Origin of the sequence: Bacillus sp. FSL R5-0709 (assembly GCF_038004785.1) — a bacterium.
GTDB lineage: Bacteria > Bacillota > Bacilli > Bacillales > Bacillaceae_G > Bacillus_A > Bacillus_A mycoides.
Genome location: NZ_JBBORT010000001.1, coordinates 2,524,743 through 2,543,990, shown reverse-complemented (window position 1 = coordinate 2,543,990; position 19,248 = coordinate 2,524,743). Strand labels below are relative to the sequence as shown.

General features: G+C 31.8%; 21 protein-coding genes and 1 pseudogene. 17 read left to right on the top strand and 5 right to left on the bottom strand.

Translation table 11 applies throughout. The features are described 5' to 3' along the window. Window positions 1-5 precede the first annotated feature (5 nt). Window positions 6-866 (top strand): glycerophosphodiester phosphodiesterase, encoded by an 861-nt coding sequence (locus MKX37_RS12930; protein ID WP_016127069.1) that lies wholly within the window; start codon window positions 6-8, stop codon window positions 864-866. 137 nt (window positions 867-1,003) lie between these two features. Here the strand turns inward: MKX37_RS12930 and MKX37_RS12925 are convergent, their stop codons facing one another. Together MKX37_RS12925 and pdxR are read right to left on the bottom strand one after the other, a co-directional pair. Beyond that, window positions 1,004-1,471 carry a hypothetical protein gene (locus MKX37_RS12925; RefSeq protein WP_016127068.1) on the bottom strand — a complete coding sequence of 156 codons (468 nt, stop codon included), beginning with the start codon at window positions 1,469-1,471 and terminating at the stop codon, window positions 1,004-1,006. A 207-nt stretch (window positions 1,472-1,678) separates the two neighbouring features. Beyond that, a complete protein-coding gene (gene pdxR / locus MKX37_RS12920; protein WP_016127067.1) occupies window positions 1,679-3,112 on the bottom strand; it encodes a MocR-like pyridoxine biosynthesis transcription factor PdxR in 1,434 nt (477 codons plus the stop codon). A gap of 152 nt (window positions 3,113-3,264) precedes the next feature. Here pdxR and MKX37_RS12915 point away from each other — a divergent pair, with 152 nt between their 5' ends. The 14 genes from MKX37_RS12915 to MKX37_RS12850 all read left to right on the top strand — a co-directional run bounded on the left by MKX37_RS12915 (window position 3,265) and on the right by MKX37_RS12850 (window position 14,082). Further along, window positions 3,265-4,176 carry a DMT family transporter gene (locus MKX37_RS12915; RefSeq protein ID WP_016127066.1) on the top strand — a complete coding sequence of 304 codons (912 nt, stop codon included), beginning with the start codon at window positions 3,265-3,267 and terminating at the stop codon, window positions 4,174-4,176. A gap of 283 nt (window positions 4,177-4,459) precedes the next feature. Next, window positions 4,460-5,383 carry a nucleoside hydrolase gene (locus tag MKX37_RS12910; RefSeq protein WP_002127616.1) on the top strand — a complete coding sequence of 308 codons (924 nt, stop codon included), beginning with the start codon at window positions 4,460-4,462 and terminating at the stop codon, window positions 5,381-5,383. A 77-nt stretch (window positions 5,384-5,460) separates the two neighbouring features. Beyond that, complete coding sequence (locus MKX37_RS12905) at window positions 5,461-5,925, top strand: GNAT family N-acetyltransferase (RefSeq protein WP_002168287.1); 465 nt, start codon at window positions 5,461-5,463, stop codon at window positions 5,923-5,925. Between the two features lie 183 nt (window positions 5,926-6,108). Next, on the top strand, window positions 6,109-6,678 hold the full coding sequence (locus MKX37_RS12900) for a DUF4256 domain-containing protein (RefSeq protein WP_000665071.1): 570 nt from the start codon (window positions 6,109-6,111) through the stop codon (window positions 6,676-6,678). Between the two features lie 372 nt (window positions 6,679-7,050). Next, window positions 7,051-7,497: an NUDIX domain-containing protein gene (locus MKX37_RS12895; protein ID WP_078422498.1), complete on the top strand. Its 447-nt coding sequence runs from the start codon at window positions 7,051-7,053 to the stop codon at window positions 7,495-7,497. A 199-nt stretch (window positions 7,498-7,696) separates the two neighbouring features. After that, entirely contained in the window at window positions 7,697-7,966 is a 270-nt protein-coding gene (locus MKX37_RS12890) for a heterocycloanthracin/sonorensin family bacteriocin (RefSeq protein ID WP_078203291.1), read from the top strand. 113 nt (window positions 7,967-8,079) lie between these two features. Further along, window positions 8,080-9,108: a serine hydrolase domain-containing protein gene (locus MKX37_RS12885; protein ID WP_016127063.1), complete on the top strand. Its 1,029-nt coding sequence runs from the start codon at window positions 8,080-8,082 to the stop codon at window positions 9,106-9,108. A gap of 31 nt (window positions 9,109-9,139) precedes the next feature. After that, window positions 9,140-9,283, top strand: coding sequence for a hypothetical protein (locus tag MKX37_RS12880; protein ID WP_002013225.1), 144 nt, complete (start codon window positions 9,140-9,142; stop codon window positions 9,281-9,283). A 278-nt stretch (window positions 9,284-9,561) separates the two neighbouring features. Then, window positions 9,562-10,770, top strand: a complete 1,209-nt coding sequence (locus tag MKX37_RS12875) for an L-lactate MFS transporter (protein ID WP_078179189.1) — start codon at window positions 9,562-9,564, stop codon at window positions 10,768-10,770. A 180-nt stretch (window positions 10,771-10,950) separates the two neighbouring features. Further along, window positions 10,951-11,367: a GNAT family N-acetyltransferase gene (locus tag MKX37_RS12870; protein ID WP_078422499.1), complete on the top strand. Its 417-nt coding sequence runs from the start codon at window positions 10,951-10,953 to the stop codon at window positions 11,365-11,367. A gap of 184 nt (window positions 11,368-11,551) precedes the next feature. Then, a complete protein-coding gene (locus MKX37_RS12865) occupies window positions 11,552-11,995 on the top strand; it encodes an NUDIX hydrolase (RefSeq protein WP_078422500.1) in 444 nt (147 codons plus the stop codon). A 30-nt stretch (window positions 11,996-12,025) separates the two neighbouring features. Further along, on the top strand, window positions 12,026-13,156 hold the full coding sequence (dnaN, locus tag MKX37_RS12860) for a DNA polymerase III subunit beta (protein ID WP_078422501.1): 1,131 nt from the start codon (window positions 12,026-12,028) through the stop codon (window positions 13,154-13,156). 22 nt (window positions 13,157-13,178) lie between these two features. Beyond that, a complete protein-coding gene (locus MKX37_RS12855) occupies window positions 13,179-13,694 on the top strand; it encodes an NUDIX hydrolase (protein ID WP_016127061.1) in 516 nt (171 codons plus the stop codon). Between the two features lie 142 nt (window positions 13,695-13,836). After that, window positions 13,837-14,082: a hypothetical protein gene (locus MKX37_RS12850; RefSeq protein ID WP_002127608.1), complete on the top strand. Its 246-nt coding sequence runs from the start codon at window positions 13,837-13,839 to the stop codon at window positions 14,080-14,082. 58 nt (window positions 14,083-14,140) lie between these two features. Here the strand turns inward: MKX37_RS12850 and MKX37_RS12845 are convergent, their stop codons facing one another. After that, the gene (locus MKX37_RS12845; RefSeq protein WP_002127606.1) at window positions 14,141-15,103 is read right to left on the bottom strand and encodes an MBL fold metallo-hydrolase; all 963 of its coding nucleotides are present in this window, start codon (window positions 15,101-15,103) and stop codon (window positions 14,141-14,143) included. 629 nt (window positions 15,104-15,732) lie between these two features. Between MKX37_RS12845 and MKX37_RS12840 the strand changes: the two are divergent. Beyond that, window positions 15,733-16,691, top strand: a pseudogene (locus tag MKX37_RS12840) (hypothetical protein). A 140-nt stretch (window positions 16,692-16,831) separates the two neighbouring features. Further along, a complete protein-coding gene (locus MKX37_RS12835; RefSeq protein WP_016127059.1) occupies window positions 16,832-17,227 on the top strand; it encodes a RidA family protein in 396 nt (131 codons plus the stop codon). Between the two features lie 711 nt (window positions 17,228-17,938). Here the strand turns inward: MKX37_RS12835 and MKX37_RS12830 are convergent. Together MKX37_RS12830 and MKX37_RS12825 are read right to left on the bottom strand one after the other, a co-directional pair. Continuing rightward, window positions 17,939-18,754: a YwqG family protein gene (locus MKX37_RS12830; RefSeq protein ID WP_003189602.1), complete on the bottom strand. Its 816-nt coding sequence runs from the start codon at window positions 18,752-18,754 to the stop codon at window positions 17,939-17,941. Between the two features lie 78 nt (window positions 18,755-18,832). Beyond that, complete coding sequence (locus tag MKX37_RS12825; protein ID WP_003189604.1) at window positions 18,833-19,240, bottom strand: DnaJ family domain-containing protein; 408 nt, start codon at window positions 19,238-19,240, stop codon at window positions 18,833-18,835. Between the last annotated feature and the right edge of the window lie 8 nt (window positions 19,241-19,248).

Sequence of the window (19,248 nt, the reverse complement as noted above, 5' to 3'; positions counted from 1 at the left end):
CCGTTATGAAAAAAACAGCTATAATTACAATCATTTGTTTCTTCATAGTAATAAGCATCTTTGTTTTTCAACAAGTAAATGAACATAATTATATAAAAGCTACTAATCAATCAAATCATCTAAAAAACATTGCGCATAGAGGTGCTTCTGCATATGCACCAGAACATACAATAGTTGCTTATACATTAGGACAACAATTAAAAGGTGACTATATAGAAATAGATCTCCAAATGACAAAAGATGGACATTTAATAGCTATGCATGATGAAACATTAAACCGTACAACAAACGGTGCGGGCTTAGTAAAAGAGCATACATTAGAAGAAATAAAGAAACTAAATGCAGGATCTTTTTTCAATAAAAAGCATTCTAATTTAGCAAAGAAAGAATTTGAAGATGCTACAGTTCCAACAATAGAAGAAATTATTGAAACGTTTGGACATAATGCTAACTATTATATCGAAACAAAATCGCCAGATAAATATCCTGGAATGGAAGAAAAACTATTAGAAATTATTAATCATTACCAAATAAATGATAAAGTTATTATTCAATCATTTAGTGAAGAAAGTCTGCGAAAGATTCATAATTTAAATGCCAATATACCGCTAGTACAATTATTATCACATAAAAAAGCAGTTCAATTAACAGAATCAGAAATAGAAAAGTATAAAACATACTGCATAGGTCTTGGTATGAATTACAAATATATTGATGCAACCTATGTAAAAACAATACAGAAAGTCGGATTAGAAGTTCATCCATTTACAGTAGATAATGAAAAAGATATGAAAAAGTTACTTTCTTGGGGCGTCGACGGGATGTTTACTAATTATCCAGATCGTTTGGATACACTTATGCCTTAAAGAAACAGAAATAAAAGGAATCCAAGCTTATTGGATTCCTTTTATTTTTCTTCCATTCCATGTCCTTAGTGCAAAAACAAAATATTCAATTCACTACATAGAATATCAAAATAAATTAGAAATTAACCAAAATGCAATTAATTTCTCCTTTGTTTTTTATATTTTTTTGACACACTGATTACGAGAGGAATACCGATTAACGTCGGTAAAAACCAAAACCATATAGACGGCAGTAAATTAATAATGGGAATATGAATTCCGACGTTTACTAAAAGTGCGGTAACGGCACCGATATAGGAGCCTAACATACCTCTAATATGGTGATGAACCCAATTTTTCCAACGCTTTTTTCCTGCAAGATAGCCATAAATCGCAAATGAATAAGAGAAAATTGCTACATAAAATAAATATGCGATTTTATCCCAGTTTATAATGGACAATATAATTGCAGTAAGAGTTATTACAACGTAGGATGCATGATATATTTCTCCCCATTCTGTATGTTTCCCTTTCTTTTTTTGAGCAAGCATCGCTACAATTCCCGTAATTAAACATATGGTTCCAAATAATATGTGAATGGTCAAAAGGATATTGAAAATGCTCATATTAATTTCTCCTTTTTATTCTTATAGTATTGCAGTATAGGAGAAAAGTTGAATAATATTGTTAGTTCGACTTAATATATTGAAATAAGGGTATCCGCTAAAGATTGACGGTGATTCTTATGAAGAACTCATTTTATTAGGAAACGAAATGCGATTGTGGTAAATAAGATATAACAAAAATCCTCTTTACATTAAAGAGGATTTTTGTTATTCCATCAACCCACGGATCAATTCACTTAATATATAAATTCCTCGATTGATTTCTTCAGGGGAAGCATATCCATACGATAAACGTATATATTGATCTGATTCTTCTTCATAAATACGTCCTGGATTTAAAAGAATGCCCTTCGATAATGCTTCTGAAAATAGTTTTTTCATCGAAATGTTAGGCACTACCCTTAGCCATATAAAAAATCCACCTCTAGGAATATCCCATGTAGTAATGTCAGCACAGTACATATTTAATGCTTGTATCATTATTTGTCTTCGTTCTTTTAGATGAATCCTTACATTGGCTACGTGCTCCTCATAAAAACCTCTACTCAACCATTCTGCAGCAACTCTTTGAGATAAAGAACTTGACCCATAGTCAGTTTGCATTTTTATGTCTGATAATCTCTCAATAACAGGCTCTGGTCCGATAATCCAACCAATCCTAAGTCCTGGGCTAAGTGTTTTAGATAGACTACCGATATATAAAACATGTCCATATTTATCCATCGACTTTAAAGGAGGGGGCGGTAGTTCATCCATCCATAACTCACGGTAAATATCATCTTCAATGATAGGCAATTGTTCTTTTTCGCATATTCTTAGTATTTCTTTTCGTCGATCCTTGGACATTAATACACCCGTCGGATTTTGAAAACAAGGAATCGAATATAAAATATTTTTCTTTTGACTATAATTAATTCTTCTTAACAAATCATTAGGGATAATTCCATGTTGATCCATCTGTATTCCAGAAAGGTGAATATTAGCCGATTGAAATACGTGAAGAGAATATAAGTAAGAAGGTCGTTCAAGTAAAACAGTTGACTCTCTATGTAAAAGACCGATTGATATTAATTGTAATGCCTGTAATGCACCAGAGACTATTAATATAGAGCTTGGTGATGTATTTATTCCAAATGATTTTACATAATTACTTATTGCTTCACGTAAAGGGAAATATCCTTTTTGTTCTTCATATCCGAAATAATCTAGTTCCTCACATACGTTACGCATAATGAATTGCATAGTTTCTAACGGGAAAAGATGAGGTGCAAGTTCTCCTTTACTAAGATGAATCAATTTTTTATTTGCTTCTGCTTCATTTATTTCTCGTACCATTAACTTGCTTGGTTTATGAATACCAGCCTTTACATATTCACTCCAATCGGGCGGGGGATTGGTGGCTAATAATGACCATGTATTATTCGTTACAATTGTTCCTGACCCGATTTTCCCTTGAATTAAGCCATCTGCCATAAGTTCTTCTAGTGCAATTATTACAGTACTACGATTTACATGAAATAATTTCGCTAACTGCCGCTGGCTAGGAACCTTACTTCCAATCGGCCATTCTCCGTATTCAATTTTTTCTTTCATATAGTCTATTATCTGCCGATATTTAGGCAGTTTTTTATCAGTAGACATATTAAAAACTCCCTCATTCATTTTAAAAATGCAAAGTGGTTGGTTTTTTCGAGGATTAACTGGTTGAAGACATTGTATCAACTATTAAATATGATGAAAAGAAATAATTGGTAATTAGAAAATGGCTGGTTTATTGGAGAGGGAGAGAATATATGCATAATAAAAAATGGGATTTTCGTATTGTATGTGCTCACGCTTTTACGATTCTTATATGGGGAACAGCTTTTCCAGGAATTCGGATGGGGCTTGAAGCTTACACCCCTGAACACCTTACTTTGCTACGATTATTAATCGCTTCTTTGATTCTTTTTCTGTTTTCACTTATATACAAGTTACGTTTACCTGATTTGAAATATATTCCAGTATTTTTTATATTTGGTGCTCTTGGATTTACAATTTATCATATTGCACTGAACTACGGTGAAAAGAGTGTGAATGCTGGACCTGCTAGTTTAATTGTATCAGTAACACCTATATTAACGGCAATTCTTGCTTCTGTTTTTTTGAATGAAAGAATGAAATTAAATGGTTGGATCGGTGGTGTAATTAGTTTTGTAGGAATTGCTTTTTTATCGTTAAGTCAAGGAGATTCCATTCAATTGAATAGTGGGGGATTACTAATATTATTGGCGGCAATTTCAGAAAGTCTATTTTTCGTTTTTCAAAGGCCATACTTAAAAAAGTACGGTTTCTTGCCATTTACAATATATACAATTTGGTCTGGTACTGTATTTATGCTTATTTTTTTGCCAGGGATTTATCAAGAAATCGTAACAGCTCCTATAGAAATTACTTTGAGTGTTATATATTTAGGTGTGTTCCCGACAGTACTGCCGTATATTGCATTAGCATATATTACATCCCATGCCAGTGCTTCTGAGGCAACAAGTTCTCTATATTTAACACCAGTAACTGCATGTATTATCGCTTGGATATGGTTAGGTGAGGTGCCAACCTTTGTTTCGATAATTGGAGGGGGAATGACTATACTTGGAGTTGTGATTGCTCATTTAACATTTAATAAAGATGATTATAAGCAAATTGAGAGTGAAAAGGTATGGTAAGACATCCCTACGAGTATTTGCAATTTGAATGCAAAATTTCGGATTAATAACAGGTTTTCAATTCTATAAATATAGTGAAAAAAATCTATATTAAAATCAGTTAGTCCAATATTTGTACGAGATTTAATTAAACTGGTAGATTATTTATCTGCAAAAGAACTAGCATAATGCTAGTTCTTTTTTATCAATACATTACTCACCATTAATATTTGCTTAGAACTGTATAGATTTAATTTTTTTCCACATATACATAATTATCTTACCTATGAAAGGAGTGCATTTCTTGGAGAAGGTTTTATTTTTTGGAGACCCAGGTATTGATGATTCGTTTGCAATTATGTATGGCTTACTGCATCCTGAAATTGAAATTGTTGGTATCGTAACTGGATATGGAAATGTTGAACATATACATGCCGCTCATAATGCCGCATATATTTTACAGTTAGCAAACAGACAAGATATTCCTGTAATTAGCGGTGCAACAGGCCCACTTACAAATGAAATTACAACGTATTACCCTGAAATCCATGGACCAGAAGGATTAGGGCCCATCCATGTACCGGAAAGTGTGTTATCTATTCCTATATACAATTTCGGTAGTATTGCTGCGATTCTTGTAAAGTATGGAGAAGATTTAACAATTGTCGATGTAGGAAGATCTACCTCGTTAGCGATTGCTTTTAATTTATGGAACGAATTGATGTTAAATATAAAAGGAATTTATTTTATGGGTGGTGTCTTTTTAGAAGCAGGGAATGTTACTCCATTAGCAGAGGCAAACGTGTACGGAGATCCTATAGCAAGTCAAATTGTATTTCAGCAAGCGAAAAATATAACGTTATTCCCTTTAAATGTAACAAATAAAACGGTTTTAACCCCAAGTGTATTTACTTACATTTTAGTTAATACACAAAATCCATTTAAGTCGATTATGAAACCCATGTACGATTATTATTTATCAGCATACCAAAAACTCAATCCATCTATTGAAGGGCCATTATTACACGATGTACTTGCTATAAGCGGTTTAGTGAATCCTACATTTTTAAATTATACATCCCGAAAAGTGACTGTGGATATATGTGGCGAAACGAAGGGACAAACTTTTGCTGATTTTCGCCCACACTCTAAATCTGAAGGGGCGCGTATAGCGTTACAATTAGATGAGGAAAAATTTATTCAGGATTTTATGAAAATCATGTTATAAGTTGATGTCGAAAAAGGGAATCATTTCACTCCGTTGAATATAAAAGATAAATTCTCTTTTTAAAGGAGCTTAAAATAGTGAACGTTCAATTAAAAATTGTTACGAGAGAAAATTGGGAAGACGCATTAAAGTTACGAGTTAAAGAAAATCAAATCCATCTTGTTCCCGCAGTGGCAGTATCACTTGCTAAAGTATACATAAAACCAGATGGTGAAAATGTCGAATATATTCCATTCGCTATATATGATGGTGACCTTATAGTTGGTTTTATTATGCATGCTTTTGTACGAGAGTCAACAGATATGTATTGGATTAACGGATTTATCATTGATGAAAAAGAGCAAGGAAAAGGATATGGAAAAGCAGCATTACAGGAAATCATTAACTTAATAAAAAATAACTTTAAAGAGTGTGAGGAAATTAGATTAACTGTCCATAAAGATAATATTTCTGCAAAGAAACTATATGAATGTTATGATTTTAAACCATTAGGAAATGTATATGACGGTGAGGAAGTATATCGCTTATTGTTGTTGAAATAAAGATGTACTGTTTTGAAACAATAAGTTGTTCCGTTAAAGGGTCATATTGCGGAGAATTGGTTGTACTAATTCATATAAATTATCGCAAACTCAATTCACGCAATTATTTAAACATTTTATTATAAAACAGTATTTATATATACTTAAACTATCATTAATAAAAACATCAATGGAGGAACTAATATGAAAGAAAGCAATAAAAAAGAGTTGTCACTAGAGCAACGTGAAGAATTACTACAAACATTGAAAGATCGTTTTGAGAATAATATGAACCGTCATAAAGGTTTAGAATGGGCTAATGTTCAAGAAAGGCTGGATGCTAATACTGAAAAGTTGTGGTCGCTCAACGAAATGGAACGAACTGGTGGCGAACCTGATGTTGTTGATTTTGGTAAAGAAAAAGGCGAATATATTTTTTATGATTGTTCAGCAGAAAGTCCTAAAGGTCGTAGAAGTGTTTGTTACGATCTTGAAGCGCTAGAATCAAGAAAGAAACATAAACCAGAAAATAACGCTATTGATATGGCAACTGCCATGGGTATTGAACTATTAACGGAAGAAGAATATCGTACATTACATAATCTTGAAAATTTCGATATGAAGACGTCGAGTTGGGTGCAAACACCTTCTGATATTAGAGAACTTGGCGGTGCCCTTTTTTGCGATTATCGCTTTGGACATGTCTTTGTGTATCACAATGGAGCAGAATCCTACTATGCCGCAAGAGGTTTTCGTGGTTCGTTAAGAGTCTAAAATTTGTACAGGCAGGTAAATTTGAAGTAGAGAATAGATTTGCTTAGGGAATAGTAGTGATTGCATACATTAGCTACGGCTTCTATTTTGAGGCCGCAAAGAATAGGGCTAATCAAACCTTATTGTAAAAGAATGAATCAACTAAAAATATTAAGAGTATGTTTTGATAATTTTCTTCATAAACATACTCTTTTTTAGAATCATTTATCAAAATTATTAGTTTTAATTAACGTATAAACGAGAACTTGTAAAAGGTACTCTTGCAATTATCAATGAAATTCACCCATATGAAACACCTATGATTTATATTATCCCGCTTTTAAATGAAAATTTTCGAGCAAGTATAAAGTGAATGATTAGGAGGAATACAAAATGAAAAGTAAATTCCATCATATTGTACGAGCTATCATGATAAAAGATGAAAAATTACTAGTTGCTGAATACATAGGCCATCACTATTTTTTACCCGGTGGTCATGTTGAAATTGGGGAATCAGCAGAGAATGCACTAATAAGAGAGTTACGAGAAGAACTTGGAGTAACTTACAGTATAAAACAATTTTTAGGCGTCATAGAAAATCAATGGCAAGCCAAAGAAACCCTCCACCATGAAATTAACCACATTTTTGAAATGGATTCAAATGAGTTAAAATCCGATTTCACTCCAATATCTAAAGAGTCCCATTTAGCATTTCACTGGATTGATTTTAATAAAGAAAATATAAATTCCTATACAATAATGCCGACACCTTCAGTAAAAGAATTACTAGAAAAAAAATTAAGTGATGAACTATTAACTTGCTGGATTAGTAATTTTTAATTGTCTCTATTTATATTAATTCCGTCCACTAAAAGAATATAAAGAAAATAGGCTCATAAACAAGGTACATCACCTAGTGTAAAGTCATATTTTGTTGATGTACGCATTTAGTCTATAGCCTTATTTCTACTTTATTTTTAAAAGTAAATAAACTCGAAAATTTGGACGGAATTTACATTTGTAAATGGAGGGTTTCATAATGAATGAGTTTCAACAAGAACTACAAGCGTTAAACCTTAATGCTTATCAACCTGGTAATGTTGTGTATTGGGATCAGCAACAAAATCAATATCCATATTACTACATTCAAGACGATGCACGTCGTTGTGGCGGATGCGGCGGACGTTGTGGCGGTTGTGGTGGTCGCTGTGGTGGTTGTGGCGGCGGACGTTGTGGCGGTTGCGTAGGTTGTGTAGGCTGTGTTGGTTGTTTCAGCTGTTCTAATTGCTGGAACTGGTGGTTTATTTAAGTATTATAGATCTATAATATTTCACATGAAAGAAAAGTGCAGATGCAAAGTTATAATGTATTGAAACTTTTCTTTCATGCTGTTATTTTTATATGTTTTAGGGGGATATTTATTTGTACAAATATGAAAAATTAATTTCATGGGTAGAAAGCATTAAAGAGACCAATAAAAGTTCTGCGGCAGCACTTTGTATTATTAAAGATAATAAGATTGTACTAGAGCATTATAGTGGAACGCATTCAAATACTCCTACTAGTAAAAAAGTAACTATATCTTCACAATTCAATGTCGCTTCCGCAAGAAAAAGCTATTTAGGATTAATGGTAGCTTATGCAGTTTATGAGGGGAAAATAAAATCTCTTGATGACGAGGCTGTAAATTATTTTAAAGAATATGATCCTTCATTACTTGGAAAGACAACGATAAGACATTTAGTAACTCATTCACACGGTTTAAATGAAACCGATGATGGGACAGCTTTTCGTGAATTTGAGCCGGGACAAGCTTGGGCGTACAGAGATATTAATGTAAGAATGGTGACGCAGCTTATTTATCAACTGTATAATAAGAGTTTTCCTGAACTATTAAAGGAGCGTGTATTCACACCTGCTGATTTCAAAAAAACTGGATGGAGAATAAAACAAGATGATAATTTAGTTAAGGTTGTTGTAAACCCAGATGAAGATGCAATAAGTAGTGTTGGTGCAGTAGATGACGGCTCCGAGAAAAATCTTTTTGTCTCTGCGAGAGAATTTGCATTTTGGGGTAACCTTCATTTAAATAAAGGGTTTTTAAATGGTAAACAAATTGTGCCAAAAGAAGTTATAGCACTTGCTACGAGCTTACAAAGTCCAGAGTATACAAATAAAGAACTACCTCAAAACGGGTTGTTTTGGTTCGTTCAAAATGAACCTGCTTTATTTAGCGAACTTGGTGAGCGAGTTCCTAAAGGTTCCTATCAAATATTAGGAATTACAGGACCAACAATATTAGTCATTCCAGAATATAATGTCGTCGTTGCTAAAATGTACAATAAAAGATACAACTATGGTGGGGATAATTATTTATATTATTTACGTGAATTTAGCAATTTAGTCGCTGATACATTTAGTAGCAGTAAAAATACTATGGTTAGGGTATAACTACTCCTATAATAAAAAGGAGTGAACTTTAATGAAAAATGAAGTGAATAAAAATAAAAAGCAAAATATAAAGGATGTAAACACAGAACAAAACGCGATTTATAGCGATCCGAAAGATGCAGCTAATATGCAAACTGTACCGCAGCCGAAAGACTTTGAGGAAATTGAATATTAATTTTCTCTCCGACTTATTTATGAAAGAAAAATACGTCTTAAGTCTCATCACTTTCAGCAAATTATTTGATAACATATATACAAAAGCATTCGAAAATGTCTTATCTTAACAAAGCTTTCTTTAAATGCTGTATATAACCTACAAAAAGGCACTTCTTGATGAAGTGTCTTTTTGTGTAAGCTAACTCAATTTCCATTTTCCGTACAGTATCTTGCAATTTATCATGGATATACTAACTGTGAAAATTCATGTCATGATAAAAGAAGGGGACAGTTAGCATGAAACAAACATCTATAAATCCATTGCTAATTGTTCTAGGTACAATCATTGTTCAAATTGGCCTAGGAACAATTTACACATGGAGTTTATTTAATCAACCCCTTGTAAGTAAGTTTGGATGGAACCTCAATTCAGTCGCGATCACGTTCTCAATTACGAGTTTTTCTTTATCATTCTCAACTCTATTTGCAGGAAAGCTACAACAAAAATTTGGACTTCGTAAACTTATCGCTACTGCAGGAATTGTTTTAGGACTCGGTTTAATACTTAGTTCACAAGTTTCCTCATTACCATTACTTTATTTATTAGCCGGTGTTGTCGTTGGATACGCTGATGGAACAGCATATATTACATCACTATCTAATTTAATTAAATGGTTTCCAAACCGTAAAGGACTTATTTCTGGTATATCTGTTTCGGCATATGGAATGGGAAGCTTAATCTTTAGATATGTAAACGGAAATCTTATCAACAGTCTTGGAGTATCACAAGCATTTTTATATTGGGGTATTATCGTCTTACTATTAGTGTTGATAGGATCATTCTTCTTACGTGAAGCAATTGTAAGTAACACTGCAACTGAAACATTACACAATGATTATACGCCGCGTGAAATGATGAAAACGAAACAAGTATATCTCTTATTTTTCATGTTATTCACATCATGTATGGGCGGACTGTATTTAATCGGTATGGTAAAAGACATCGGGGTGCAGCTCGTTGGTCTTAGTGCAGCGACGGCCGCTAATGCCGTCGCAATGATTGCAATCTTTAATACAATAGGTAGAATTATTCTTGGAACGTTATCAGATAAAATAGGTCGATTAAAAATCGTCTCGGCTACATTTATTATTATTGGATTATCCGTCTTCACTTTAAGTTTTATTCCACTAAATTACGGAATTTATTTTGCTTGTGTAGCAAGTGTTGCCTTTTGCTTTGGTGGTAACATCACTATCTTCCCAGCAATTGTGGGAGACTTCTTCGGATTAAAAAATCATAGTACAAACTACGGGATTGTTTACCAAGGTTTCGGATTTGGTGCACTTGCAGGATCATTCATTGGAGCACTACTTGGCGGATTTCAGCCAACCTTCATTACAATCGGTGTTCTATGTGTTATATCTTTCGTTATCTCTATAGTAATCCGCCCTCCAAATGCAGAAAAGAAGAAGGAAATCAAATCGTTAAATCGAAAGATAGCTTAATGCTAAGAAAGAGTCCTTATACTAGGGCTCTTTTGCTTTACAAAAAAATGTATAAACAATGAATGACATTCAAAAAATCTAATTTTTTCCCTGTACTTATTTCATAATCTAACATTAAAGAAGATAGGAAATTCCGATTATTAAATTGAATAAATAATGTAAAGGGGCGTGATAGTTAAAATGCAAATAGTAAAGCAATGGGTACAAGAAGATAGTGATTACATAAGAGAAAAAGTAATTGAATATAACCAAAAACAACTTTCAAATGAAGAAAAAACACCTTCAGAAAAGATTAGTTTTATAGTGAAGAATGAAAAAGAAGAAATAGTAGGAGGGATAACGGCAATCACATTTTGGCACCATGTATATGTTGACTTCCTATGGGTTTCTGAAGAATACAGGCATGAAGGTTATGGAAGCAATTTAATGAATCTTATTGAAGAATTTGCAATAAAAAAAGCATGTAGGCTAATCAAATTAGATACTTTTAGTTTCCAAGCCCCTAATTTTTATAAGAAGCATGGATATAAAGTGATAGGGGTAAGTGAAGATTATCCTAAAGGGCATAATCATTACTATTTAGAAAAAAGGTTATAAATGAATCATTAAAGAGTGTATTATGATTAATCTTTTTCAAAATATGCTCTTTTCTTTTGTGTGTCTATGAACACGATATCGTTTCGTATTAGTTATTTACTCAAATTACTTTTTATGAATCAAAACAATTTAATGATAGAATAAAATAAAGACAGAAAATTTTCACCATTCAAGGGGGTTACATATGAAAAAAGTAAATGTTACATACGCACTTCTATATGATGAAACTCATGAAAAGCTATTAATGGTTAAAAACAAAGGGGAAAATGGTTCTTATTACACTTTACCAGGTGGAGCAGTTAAATTCGGGGAAACGTTAGAAGAGGCAGCAATTCGTGAAGTGAAAGAAGAAACAGGGCTAGACATATCCGTAAAAGGGGTTTGTTCCATTAGTGAAGCCTTTTTTGAGGAGAGAGGACATCATGCAATCTTCTTTAATTTTTTAGGAGAAATAACCGGAGGGGAAATCTGTATATCACGGCCAAAAGAGATTGAGGAGATTATCTGGATGGAATTAGATTCAGCAGAACCTTATTTACGTATACCAGAACACTTAAAAAGCCTTTTACAAAAGAAAGAAACAGTTCCTTATATTTTTAATGGAACTATTATTCATCAATCTTCATAAAGATAGTATTTCATTTAAGGCGGGGGAAAAATGGAGTTTATCGTTAATCACAAACAATTTACACAAGCTCTTTCAGAAGTAAGTAAAGCTATCTCAACAAAAACTTTAATTCCTATATTATCCGGAATAAAGATAACAGCAGATCAATCTGGAATTACTTTAATCGCAAGTAATTCGAATATTTTCATTGAAAAATTTATACCTATTTCAATTGAAGACGAACAAATTACAACTATTTTAAAAGCAGGAAGTATTGTTGTACCAGCAAAGTATTTCATTGAAATTATTAAGAAAATGCCAAGTGAGATTTTAATAAAAAGTATGAATGAGCAGTTGATTACAATTCAATCAGATGAAATTACTTTAAACTTAAATAGACTCTCGGCAAATGAATTTCCTAATGTACCATTTTTAGACTCACATACAGAAATACAAGTAGAAACGGAACAGCTGATTGAGGTATTCAAACAAACTGTCTTTGCAACTGCTAAAAATGAATCTAGACCAGTTCTTACTGGCGTACATTTCGTTATTGATCATAACAAATTAATTTGTGCTGCTACTGATTCGCACAGACTGGCTTTACGTGAAATACCCATTTCTTCACATGCGAAATTAAATTGCATTGTACCAAGTTCCACTATTAGTGAACTACTAAAATTAATGAGCAGTAATTCAAATTTAGTATACATATATCTTTCAGAGAGTCACATTATTTTTAAATTCGGTACAATTACGTTGTATTCAAGGCTTATTGAAGGGAAATATCCTAATATATCCGGCCTAATTCCAAATGAATCCCAAACGATTATTAATATAGATAGAAAAAAGATTTTACAAGGTGTAGATCGGTCAAGTTTATTGGCTAGTGAATGGGCAAACAACAACGTTAACTTAGAAATCATCGACGAATGCACAATACAAATTTCTTCCAACGCTTCTCAAATTGGTAAAATATCCGAGACACAACAAATAGATGCGATTCACGGTGAAAAGCAATTAAATATATCTTTCGACGGACGATATATGGTCGATACTTTAAAAGCAATAAAAGAAGATAGAGTTACTTTAAGTTTTGGCGGTTCCATGAGACCGATATTAATTGAAGCAGGTGAACAATCTGCAGCAGTATATTTAATATCGCCTGTTAGAACTTATTGAGAACAAAGGAAGGAATTAAATTATGTACAAGCACACTTTATGTTTTATAAAAAGAAATGAAGAAATACTTATGCTAAATAGAGAATATGATCCTGTAAAAGGATTATGGAATGGTGTAGGAGGGAAGATAGAAAAAGGAGAAACACCGTTAGAAAATGCAATTCGTGAAATAAAAGAAGAAACAAATATAGATGTTGAACAAAATCAAATTCAATTTAAAGGCATTATTAAATGGGAGGATCCCTCATATTCTGGTGGCATGTATGTCTATTTAGTAAAGCTACTTAATGAATTTACATATCACACTCCAAAAAAAGTCTCAGAAGGAATTCTAGATTGGAAAGAGGTATCTTGGATTCTAAGTGACTATAATTACGGCGTAGGAGAGATGATACCTAAATTTTTAACTGAAGTACTTTATAATGAATTAATATTAGAGCACTCTTGCGTTTTATCAAATCATAAATTAGTAGAGTATAAGAATAAAGAATTAGCTAAGCAGACCAGCCCATTAGATTCAATACATAAATTAGTGTAAGCAGTAACAGAAAATAGCTAATGTAGTCGAAGTGAAACTAAAGATAAAATTTAACGTGAGGGAGAGTATTTTAAATAGCAGGAAAGCAAATATAGTAAAGTAGTAATTAGGGGAGATTAGTATGTAATAGAAGGAGGAGCTCATGAAAAAAGGAAATCAATTATTTTGGATATATATAACTAGTATTACTATTATAATACCTTTAATTATTTACTTAGCATTGGCAGCCTCTAGCGAAAAAGATACTCTTACTCAAGTGAAAAAAGCTCCCAATATCCCATCGGCTATTCAAGATTCAAACGATATGGAAGACCCTACAGGATATTGGACAACAGAAAAGATGAAAAATGCAATTCCAGTAGATAAAACAAAGAATTTTAATAGATGAGTCATAAATGAATAAAAAGCGAACCATCAATATTAAATTGGTTCGCTTTTTATTATACTTACACTTCTCGCCACCAAGCAGCCGTAGGATAATCTTTAGATTGTAACGTAATAGCTTCACCGATTTGTGGCGTTGCAATATTAACCCCTAAACGATTTGCTTCTTTCGTAACACGTTCAATTGGATCACTCCATTCATGTAATGCTAACGTAAAAGCACCCCAATGAATAGGAACAAGCAATTCTCCTTTAACGTCAATATGAGCTTGTACTGTTTCTTCTGGCAACATATGAATAGCAGACCATCTCGTATCGTACTGCCCGCATTCCATTAAAGTAAGATCGAATGGACCATATTTCTCACCAATTTCCTTAAAGTGAGGCGCATAACCGCTATCACCGCTAAAGAAGACTTTAGTTTCTTGACCAAGAATAAGCCATGAACACCATAAAGAACGATCTTTATCTGTCATACTTCGTCCAGAGAAATGCCTTGCAGGAGCGCAAACTAACTTAATATTATCAAACGTAATTTCATCCCACCAATTATGTTCACTAATTTTATTAGGTGAAACACCCCATTTAATAAGATAACGCGCAACTCCAATCGGGACATAAAAATGCTTCGCATAATCTTTTAACCGCATAATACTTTTGTAATTTAAATGATCATAGTGATTATGAGAAATGATAATCGCATCAATTTCTTGAAGTTCATCATGTTCTAAAGAAAAAGCACCACTATACCGCTTACTATTAAACACAGGAAATGGGGAAGAGGCATCTCCAAACATAGGGTCTAATAACAATTTTTTACCTTCTATTTTCAAAAGAGAAGCAGAGTGCCCAAACCATGTCACACTCTCTAAAGATTCATTATTTTTATTCGATAAAACAATAGGTAAATTCTTTACAGGACGTAGCTTTGTTTTCATTTTAAAGTAATCAGTCATTAAACCGATAATATCTTTCGGATTAAAACTTACATCAGTCGGAATTTGATTCATATATTTCTTTTTCATTAGTTCTCCTTTTTACGTTTAACAATATACGTATGTTGTTATTGTAGCTAATTGTAGTTTAAACGAAATCATTTTACCTTTCATCTTAAATGCAGTACATTTCATAAATTCTTCAAATTTATTATTTATATATAAAAAATAGAATTCATTTAGCAGCAGCTAAAACTAATATTATGTATTTGTGAATTGTTTTGTTTAAGTACATTCTTTCTTATAAACAACAAAGACCGTATGTTTCTTTATATGTTATAGAAGCAGATAGGTAACTAATTATCCACAGGAAGGAGAGTCTATAAATGCTAGAAGAAAGAAAAAAGAAGTCTAAATGTAAACTATTAAATATCAATAATTAAATATAGAATTCTAGATAACCTTAGTATAGGTATCAACATAGCTATACTAAGGTTTTTTATTTGAAATCATTAAAGGATACTAATTTTTATTTATAGAACATAGTAAATACATAGGTTTTACAATTAAATTACTAAAAAAGAAGGTATTTTAAAATCCTTGCTAATTATACTCCGGAGAAAATACTTAAAACAAGTTATGAGACAAAAATGATTTCATAAGTTGACAATTATCCAACTTTAAAAATAAGCGGAACAAGCCTTCAATATTTACTTGTAATGCTCCATCTGGGCATAGAATCAAATACTATAAAAACGAAGCTAAATTGGACTAACGAGGAATTCGAAAAACAAATGCACGCATTAGAACTAGGAGGTTTATTGAATGAGACAGAAGGGAGTTACTATCCAACATGTATGGTTATAACAGCTAATGAAGGAGAAAAACTGTATAACCTATGTGAGCCTCTAATTAAAACTGCACTTAACATAATTGAAAAGCATTCTAATCAAATTGATGCTATGTCTAAAAGAATCGAGACATTTAATCATTTACCTAAAGAATCGTATAGTCTTTTACTATATAGTGGTGTGTTATTAGATTTTGGACAAATAATTAACATTGAGGAAAACTATTTAGAAACAGAACGGCCTTTGAGAAACAATAAAAGATATTATTATGCGATTATAGAACAAGAACAAACAGACAAAGAGTCCTTTGGAATGTATGGTAATACGTATTTGGATTTAGGGGAATATCAAATTGGTCTTTATGGAAACACTCGATATACAACTTTGAATTTAATAACTGCGAATAAAGAAACGTTTGAAGAATATTTTCACGATGCTATTACTGATATTAATTATACAAAAAACAATTAGTTAAAAATTTTGTAGCAGTAGATAGACAAGTAGACTTAAATTCAAATGTATTATACGAAAAATTAGGCTTATATAAAAATTCGCAATGAATTATCCCAGTGTTTAAAGCTAAAGATTTATCTATACTTAACGAAATCGCGAACACAATCAGTAAAGATTTGATCTTATTATGTAAAGAAAATGAGAAACCTTTAAAAGAATACTTTGCAAGCAGCAGATACGCAAAAGAAATAACTTACGAAGAATTTTTTATTTGGTGGTATCACTTTTTCTATACAAAAATAACTGAAGAATTAATAAAACAAGGCATAATTAGTATCAGCACTCAAGAAAATCAAACATATATAATCTATTAAATACCTAATTTTATAAATATAAGCAGCGTATTATAACTCCACATATGTAGCAGAAGGATATGTGAAAAATCATTTGTAAAATAGATATTCATCTAAAATCAAACATGAAGAAAATACGATATAAATAGGGGAGATGCACCTTGCAAAAGAAATTTATTAACCCGGAAACTATGCCAGCAACTTTTGGATACTCACATATTGTTGAGGTTAGTAACGCTACACGGACAATTTACATATCAGGACAAGTAGCGATTAATGTTGATGGTCATATAGTTGGGCATGGAGATTTAGGTACACAAACGCGCCAAGTATTTGAAAATATTAAAGTAGCATTAGAAGCTTCAGAATTAAATTTTAATGATGTAGTAAAATTAACATTTTTCTTAACAGATATTTCTCAAATGGCCATTGTTAGAGATGTTCGAGATCAATACATTGATACTAAGAATCCACCAGCAAGTTCAGCTGTAGAAGTTAGAAAGTTAATTAACGATAACTTATTAATTGAAATCGAAGCAATTGCTGTAGCAAACTAATTTTAAAAACTTATTCTTAATCATATCAACGCAATTCGTTCACTTTAAACGAATTGCGTTTTTTATTAACTAAAATATAAATTATACACGGAAACATTCTTATCAATAACACAACATAAATAACTTAAAAAACAAATAACCACACAATCTACAACACATTATGAACCAAATTAAAAAGGGGAGGCTAACAACCATAACTAATATATAATAGGTTTATTACTTTTTACTAGTTAACATAATATATATTATACGAAGTTATATAGAGTAAGTGTTTATCTGTATCAAAAACCAAGTAAACTATACTTAATGAGACGAAACGGGGATTTTTAATGAGATTCACATAAAATCTTATCTAAATGAATTTCTACAGTTTTTATCGTTTATTTTGCTATAAATTAATCACAGCAAATCTTAATCGATTAATTATCGTTTAACGAATCAAAAATAATTTTGATTAGCACGGAATTTTTTTTATGCGAAATAAATTTTTCTATACAAATGATAAATTTCATTTTATGTTTTGCTTTGCAGATTTATTGCTAATTACATATGTTTTATTATTTTATATTTTTGTTGTTATTTCTTTTATTTACACTTGACTTTCATTGTATTCTTCATTCTAGTTAACATAACGTTTATTTTTAACGTAAAAAAATCCTCCTCACCTTCAGGAAGATTTCTTTTGCTAGCTAGTAATCCATTTATCTATTTTTAGTAACAATCCCAATTGTAAATAACATTGGAAAAATCTAGATTTAATAAATCGTCTTTCTTTATAAAGAAATTAGCAACACCAGAATCTCCCCACATAATATTTAATGAATCATCTGTATCGATTTGCAGCAATAATATATCATGTTGCTGGTATTTTTCTTCCCATTCCCTTGGATCTGTCTGTGTGAAAAATGGATAACCACCAATTTTATGCCCTTGATCTTTACATAAATCATCATACAGTTCGCCTAATTCTGTATTATTTTCTTCATCAACAATTTCTTCCCAATCAATTTCCTCACTAAACATCTTTTCAAATCGATAATCCCTTGATGTTACGGGCTGATAACCCAATTCAAACTTTAATTTCGCTGCTTCAGGTATGATAAAGTCCTCTAATTCTGAAGTGTTTAAATAACTAAAATCAGTAATAACCTTATTTAAATCTTCTATAATTGTAGAATGATAAATAATTCGAAAGTCTTTTTGGATTGTTGGATGATCAAAATCTGCTCCGTAAAGCTCATCTTCAGCACTTACGAAAAACTGTAGCATACCCTTTTGAGGCATATATTCAACATGCGGCATTTCTTCAAAGTTTAGCTGTGCAAGTAACATCATAGGTTGTCCATTTGAATCTTTAGGATGCTCTTGATCTATAGGTAAATACGGATAACCACCAAATTTACTCTCAAAAAGCGTTGTCTCTGCTAATATTCCAGACGCTTTAATATAAGGTTTCACACTTTCTTCTAAAATACTACGATACTGCTCTAGTTCTTTCGGAATTTGAAGTTGATACGTATTCTTCATTACATTTGCCTCCCCTTAATAATGAATTGAAAATGCCCTACTTAATTATATAGCAACAGATAACTTCATTGAAAATCGTTAAATATCCGTTTTAACCCTCATTTTTTGCGCACTTGGCGGACAAAGTAAATTATGTTCTGAGACCTTTTTATTAATAGTTGTAATTAACATAGCTGCTTCTACATTATCCGTTAGTTCTTTTAAATTTTCTTTTAGATGATCTATTTCCTTTGAAAGTTCAATCCACCTAGGCAAAACATGATTATTTTTCAAAGTTCTATAAAGTTGCTTGTCAGGATTATACGAAAGATTTTTATCAAGATTAAGAGGTTTCCCTTTCCCAGGTAAATCATTAAACGCTCCTGTCTTTTCTGCCTGTTTAACGATAGAGCTAATATGATCCTCATACGTGAACGACCAAACTTTTTCATCTTTAACTAAAATTTCTTGTTTTTTAAGTTTTTTATCTAGCTCATCTTGATTCATAGATTCTC

Coding starts and splice junctions, on each gene's coding strand:
- MKX37_RS12930 (WP_016127069.1), top strand. CDS start 6: ATGAAAAAAACAGCTATAATTACAATCATTTGTTTCTTCATAGTAATA.
- MKX37_RS12925 (WP_016127068.1), bottom strand. CDS start 1,471: ATGAGCATTTTCAATATCCTTTTGACCATTCACATATTATTTGGAACC.
- pdxR (WP_016127067.1), bottom strand. CDS start 3,112: ATGTCTACTGATAAAAAACTGCCTAAATATCGGCAGATAATAGACTAT.
- MKX37_RS12915 (WP_016127066.1), top strand. CDS start 3,265: ATGCATAATAAAAAATGGGATTTTCGTATTGTATGTGCTCACGCTTTT.
- MKX37_RS12900 (WP_000665071.1), top strand. CDS start 6,109: ATGAAAGAAAGCAATAAAAAAGAGTTGTCACTAGAGCAACGTGAAGAA.
- MKX37_RS12895 (WP_078422498.1), top strand. CDS start 7,051: ATGAAAAGTAAATTCCATCATATTGTACGAGCTATCATGATAAAAGAT.
- MKX37_RS12890 (WP_078203291.1), top strand. CDS start 7,697: ATGAATGAGTTTCAACAAGAACTACAAGCGTTAAACCTTAATGCTTAT.
- MKX37_RS12880 (WP_002013225.1), top strand. CDS start 9,140: ATGAAAAATGAAGTGAATAAAAATAAAAAGCAAAATATAAAGGATGTA.
- MKX37_RS12875 (WP_078179189.1), top strand. CDS start 9,562: ATGAAACAAACATCTATAAATCCATTGCTAATTGTTCTAGGTACAATC.
- MKX37_RS12870 (WP_078422499.1), top strand. CDS start 10,951: ATGCAAATAGTAAAGCAATGGGTACAAGAAGATAGTGATTACATAAGA.
- MKX37_RS12865 (WP_078422500.1), top strand. CDS start 11,552: ATGAAAAAAGTAAATGTTACATACGCACTTCTATATGATGAAACTCAT.
- dnaN (WP_078422501.1), top strand. CDS start 12,026: ATGGAGTTTATCGTTAATCACAAACAATTTACACAAGCTCTTTCAGAA.
- MKX37_RS12855 (WP_016127061.1), top strand. CDS start 13,179: ATGTACAAGCACACTTTATGTTTTATAAAAAGAAATGAAGAAATACTT.
- MKX37_RS12850 (WP_002127608.1), top strand. CDS start 13,837: ATGAAAAAAGGAAATCAATTATTTTGGATATATATAACTAGTATTACT.
- MKX37_RS12845 (WP_002127606.1), bottom strand. CDS start 15,103: ATGAAAAAGAAATATATGAATCAAATTCCGACTGATGTAAGTTTTAAT.
- MKX37_RS12830 (WP_003189602.1), bottom strand. CDS start 18,754: ATGAAGAATACGTATCAACTTCAAATTCCGAAAGAACTAGAGCAGTAT.
- MKX37_RS12825 (WP_003189604.1), bottom strand. CDS start 19,240: ATGAATCAAGATGAGCTAGATAAAAAACTTAAAAAACAAGAAATTTTA.